The sequence below is a fragment of the Thiohalocapsa sp. genome (genome assembly GCF_019695415.1).
Classification (GTDB): Bacteria; Pseudomonadota; Gammaproteobacteria; order Chromatiales; family Chromatiaceae; genus Thiohalocapsa.
Genome location: NZ_JAIFKJ010000194.1, coordinates 1 through 5,115, shown reverse-complemented (window position 1 = coordinate 5,115; position 5,115 = coordinate 1). Strand labels below are relative to the sequence as shown.

Genomic DNA, 5,115 nt, shown 5'->3' with positions numbered 1-5,115 from the left:
TTTGTCCTGCCCCTCTCCATCCGGGGCCGCACCCTGCCGGCCGTCCAACCGTTCCTTCTAAGTTGAACGTATCACCCGCCCCGCAGCCCGTCGTGTGGGCGCAGGGGGACCGGCTTTGCCGGCGGGACTTTCCTGGCTGGATGCTGGCCCGGGTCGAGGACCAGGTCAAGGGCGGGAAGCTGAGCCGGCCGCGCGCGGCTTCCGAGACGAGGGCCCTGCCGACCGGATGCAATCGCGAACCGCCGAGCTCGCAGGGGCCTCGCTCATCACTTCGACCAAACCGGTTTCAGAGGTCGGCCGTTCAACCTTGCCGCGGCCGTTCCTCGTGCGGTGGCACGAAGATGCCGAGCCCGGGGGGTCGAGCTGCCCCCTCGGGGCTCGCGTAGCGCTCGGCGATGGCGCGCAGCTCGTCGGCGCTGGCGTTGGGAAGCGGCTCCCGCCTGGGTTGGCCGGGAAAGGATTCGATCTCCAGCGTTTGGGTGGGGAACGCGAACTGCACGCCCAGGGCGTGGGCGAGGCGAATGATCTCCAGAAGGATGCGCTGGCGTTCCACCAGCTCGGCGGACCAGTCCGGCACCTCGAGAAAGCAATACAGCAGGATGCGCAGGTGGTCGGGGCCGAAGTCGTTCAGCACGACGTGGAAGTAGTCTTTGCGGGTGGCCGGGTTGGTTTGGATGATCCGCTTGATGCCCTCCAGGAAGGCCTCTAGGCGCTCCGGCGGCGTATCGTAGCGGATGCCGATGTAGGTCTTGATCCGCCGGTATTCGCGCATGCCCATGTTGTCCACGACGCTGGTGACGGCCTTGGAGTTCGGGATGGTGAGCACGGAGTCGTAGAAGGTGCGGATGCGGGTGCTGCGGATGCCGATGCTCTGCACCGTGCCCTCGTACTCGCCGATCACCACCCAGTGGCCGATGCGGTAGGGGCGGTCCGCCAGGATCATCAGTGCGCCGAAGATATCCGTGAGTGTCTCCCGCGCGGCCAGCGCCACGGCCAGGCCACCGACCCCGAGGCCCGCCAGCAGCGGCAGCACGTCGGCACCGAGCACCTGCATGCCACGGATCAGCACCGCGACGCTGAGCAGGAAGCCCAGCATGCGCGAGCCGATGCGCCACATGGTGGCGTCGATGCTGTCCTCTTTGATGCGGGTGCGCGGGGAGGCGATCACCGACTCGGCGATGGCCCGGCTCAGCCCGAAAACGGCCCAAACCAACAGGGCAATCACGACCGCCTTGCCGATGATGGTGATGGCGGTGAGCACGCCGCCGGTGAGGTGGACAGGCCCGGCCAGAAAGTTGAGGCCGGCGCTCACCAAGAACGCCGCGGCGATGGGCCCGAGCACGCGCACGAAACAACCCGCGGGCGTCTCCATCTGTTTCGCCAGCCGCCGTGTCACTTGCACAAGGAGGGTCACGATCGACACCAACAGGGGCACGGCCAGCAGCAGGGCGGCCCACTGCCAGAGGGTTTGCCCGCCGTACAGTGTCCTCAGCCAACCCGGCAGGCGGTCGATGAGCTCGCCGGAGACGCTGGCGCGCGGCACCAGGTGCCCGGGGGTGGATACGAAATAGTCATAGAAGCCGGGCGACACATCCGCCGAGCGGTAGTCCAGCTCAGTACCTGCGAAGGCCGCCTTGCGGTACGGCAGGTCCCGCACCGCGTCGAAGGCATGGCGGATGTCCTCCACGGTGATGGCGCTGAACAGGAATTCTCCTTGTCGGTCGCCCTCGCTGATCTCGATGATCTCGATCTCGGTGTTCGGGATGCGCCAGCGCAGCGGGCCGTCGCCCTGCAGGAAGGGGCCGAGCACGCCGTCGCGCGCCGCGGCCACCGCGCGCTCGTCCGGCACCGCATCCAGCGGCGGCAGGATCATCCGGTCGAGCACCTCCTTCAGCATCAACGCCGCCTCCTCGCCCGCCTCTTCGCGCAGCGCTGCGGGTACCCGCCTAAGGTCGAGCGCGTTCACCGCCCGTTGCAGCAGGCGTGCGGCCCTGCGTTCCAGCACCCGCGCCTCTGCCTTGCTCATGGTCGGGGGCTCCGCGCTGAGTGCGGCATCGGCCTCCATCACCAGCGCATAGGCCCGGTTGAGGCTCTCCAGAAAGCCGTTGAGCGTGGTTCGCGGGCTGGTGGTATCCACCGGCTCCAAGCGCTGGTAGACACGGATCAGGCGCTCGTACACGCCGTCCGCATCCGCCAGCGATATCACCTGCTCATAGATGCCGGGCACGGCATCGGCGCGGTAGGGCTGGACCTTGGCGCGCCGGTAGAGCCGATCCAGCAGCGCGACGGTGTCGGCGGAGAACAGGAACTCGCCGGCGCGCGGGCCGGATGCCACCCGCTCCAGGCGGATGCGTGTGCCGGGGAGGTCCCATTCGGTGATGCCCTCGGCGGCCACCGCTTGTGCACTCGGGATGTCTGCGACCGACGGCAACTCGGCGCGCCCGAGCACCTCGTGCAGCAACGCAACCCGCAACATGCGCTCCGACCAATCATCGCCGTCCGGCGTCGCGCTGAAGTCCAGCATGGCGATGGCCTGGCGCAGCAGGTGGTACTCGGACTCATCGAAGTCGCCGAGTCGCTTCTGTTCCGCTACCTTGTCCGCGGCGGCCAGGAAGCTCTGCAGGGTATCCCTCGGGCTTGCGGTCGCCGCGGGCTGCAATAGGGTCGCCTTTGAGCCCGACGCGGGGACGGCTGACGCGGGCGGGCCAGCCTCAGCCGCCGCCGAAACCGGCGCCAGCAACAACAGCACCAGCCACCGGCAGATCCACATGGCCAAAGTTGCGTACAAGGGTGTCGGCCGCGGCAAACGAGAACGGGGCCGACGATGTCGCCGCGGTGCCGGCGGCTTCGGTCGGAGGCAGCATCGAGACGACAACCCCGACGAGAACCGCCTGCACGCTGGTGCCTGCCGGTCGGTCTGCGCACCCGCGGGGGGCGGAGCTGGCCCAGAGGAGTACTGCATCTGAATCACCATCGCCCAAGGTCGCAAGCAGAACGTCTTATGGGCGCCTCGAACAATTGAAGCGCTCATGCGGGGAAGGATACGCCGCAATTTCGCGAGCGTGTCAGCGCTTGGGACATGGAGCCAGATCGCCGTGGCAGATGGCGCTATGGTCGGTGAAGAAGACGGCGCCGCGCTCTGGGTCGAAGCCGTCCGCGGGTTTCGCAAGCTTCGGATAGCCACGGCCCGGGATGTCCTTGTCGCCCACCGGTGCGCCGGAGGCGAGTCAGTGCATGTAGCTCAGGAGCGCGCGGATGGTGCGGCTCTCGGCGGACGGCATGGTGCCGACCTCTGCGGCGGGGGCGTTCATGCAGTACTTGAAGCATAGTTGCACCCGCTCGACCAGGGTGTTCACCTTGTCGTTCTTCTTGCGGTAGGGGGGATAGTTGATACGCGACGCCGACACAAGGGACGCGGCACCAGGAGTGCAAAAAGGATCGGCAGGAAACGGCGTTGTTGGACCATGGGCTCGCCTCAGTGCAGCATTGGGTGGATGACCCAGTAGCACGTTACAGCCAAGGTTGCGGGTGCGAAGGTGGACGGCGCTTCGCTTGTCCACCCTAAGGCTTCGCAACTTTGATGGAAGCGCGGTACTAGGACGATTTCGCGGTCTTGAGCCATGCCCCGATCAGATCGGCCCAGTGATCCATGGCCTTTTTGGTGTAGGCCCAGGTGCTGAAGGAATCCGCATAGCCGGTGACGCCCTTCCCGACCGCGGTGCCGACGCCCTCTTTCAGATCGACATCGAACTTCTTGGCAGCTCGCGTCTCGATGTAGGCCGCAACCTGCTGATGGCTCTGGCTGTCCAGGGCCTCGATCTCCACGCTGGCGTGACCGATGAACGGGGAGCCGCCTGCCTTCCCGCTCAGCGCGCCGACACCCGCCTCCGCGACACCGCCGAAGGGCACCGCCAGGGTGATGACGGACGCCTCGGGCTTGTTCGGCACCAGGTCGGTGACCGCAACCCGCAGCCGCAAGGTGCGAGGCCCGGGTTCGCGCGTGACCTGATAGCTGCCGCCCAAGGCCTTCAGGATGGCATCGTGAAAGTGCTGCGCCAGCGCCTGCATCGTCGCCGGATCGATCTCGCCCCGTCCGGCATCGGCCTTCAGGTAGACCTTGATCCGGTCCACCATCACCTTGTCGTAGGCGCTGATCTGCGCCGCGGGCTCCGACCAGCTGTAGGCCTCGGTGCCGGCCTTGTGCTGGAGCCTGCTGTAGTCACTGAGGAAGCCGACAGGCTCGTAGTCGCCGAAGCTCGCGGCGGTTGACAGGGTTGCGGCGGCAAGCAGGGCCGCGGCGATGAGGGTATGCAGTTTCATGTTACGGTGGTGCCTCGTGTTGCGTCGCGGGTTCCGCTCGCGCCGGGTGTGTGGACCCCGGCGAGAGGAAGTGTTCAGTCGATGTTGCCCTTTTGATGCTGGTCGTACAGATAGCCGCCCAGCACGCCGGTCGCACGGAGTCCGCAGGGGTGGAGCAGGAAGCCGCTTCCGGACCCGTGCGATCCCCGGCCGGGATCCGGTCAAGTGACGGCCGGTCATTAAAAGACCAGCCTGGCCCGCAACCCGGCGATCCAGATGAGGTCTTGCTCCGGATTCAGTGCCGGATGCTTGATCAACTGAAGGTCCGGCGTAATCGCCAGCCGCTGGAAAAGCTGAAAGCGGTAGTAGGCCTCCAGGGTGTATTGGTCGTCGGTGGCGGTGGCGAAGCTCGCGCGGTTCGCACGGCCCCAGTTGATGCCGAGTCCGAAGGCCGAATCCCCGTCGGTAGGGGTGTAGGCAAAGCCGGTGCTGACGGAACGCTCCAACGGCGCCCCGCCACCGTCCGCGTAGCCGATGCGTAGGAAGGGGAGCCAACGTTCCTGGAGTTTCCGGCTGAAGGAAAACTGCGCCCCCCAGCCATCCGGCACACCCGCCTCGGTGCGTTCATCCGCGTGCCAGTAGGTCAGGTGGATGTTGTCGTCGAAGCGTGACTCCCAGCTCCCGAACCAGCCAACCTCGATGTGCTTGAAGTACTCGCCGTCGTTGAAGAAGCCATCGACGCTGTCCACAGGGTCGCGCGGATTGCCGTTGGCATCGGCGAGCCCGGCCAGGACGTAATACTGCTCGGCCGGGTTC

6 protein-coding genes are annotated in these 5,115 nt (G+C 66.7%); all 6 read right to left on the bottom strand.

Going from position 1 to position 5,115, the window contains the following annotated elements:
- Nucleotides 1-301 precede the first annotated feature (301 nt).
- Nucleotides 302-2,659 (bottom strand): mechanosensitive ion channel domain-containing protein, encoded by a 2,358-nt coding sequence (locus I6U14_RS05470; protein ID WP_296897535.1) that lies wholly within the window; start codon nt 2,657-2,659, stop codon nt 302-304.
- Nucleotides 2,660-2,711: 52 nt separating this feature from the next.
- The gene (locus I6U14_RS05465) at nt 2,712-2,897 is read right to left on the bottom strand and encodes a hypothetical protein (protein WP_296897533.1); all 186 of its coding nucleotides are present in this window, start codon (nt 2,895-2,897) and stop codon (nt 2,712-2,714) included.
- A gap of 168 nt (nt 2,898-3,065) precedes the next feature.
- Nucleotides 3,066-3,209, bottom strand: coding sequence for a hypothetical protein (locus tag I6U14_RS05460; RefSeq protein WP_296897531.1), 144 nt, complete (start codon nt 3,207-3,209; stop codon nt 3,066-3,068).
- 18 nt (nt 3,210-3,227) lie between these two features.
- A complete protein-coding gene (locus I6U14_RS05455) occupies nt 3,228-3,407 on the bottom strand; it encodes a hypothetical protein (RefSeq protein WP_296897529.1) in 180 nt (59 codons plus the stop codon).
- A gap of 187 nt (nt 3,408-3,594) precedes the next feature.
- Nucleotides 3,595-4,320, bottom strand: a complete 726-nt coding sequence (locus I6U14_RS05450) for a DUF3313 domain-containing protein (RefSeq protein WP_296897527.1) — start codon at nt 4,318-4,320, stop codon at nt 3,595-3,597.
- A 218-nt stretch (nt 4,321-4,538) separates the two neighbouring features.
- The coding region (locus tag I6U14_RS05445; protein WP_296897525.1) for a carbohydrate porin at nt 4,539-5,115 on the bottom strand (577 nt) is incomplete at its 5' end.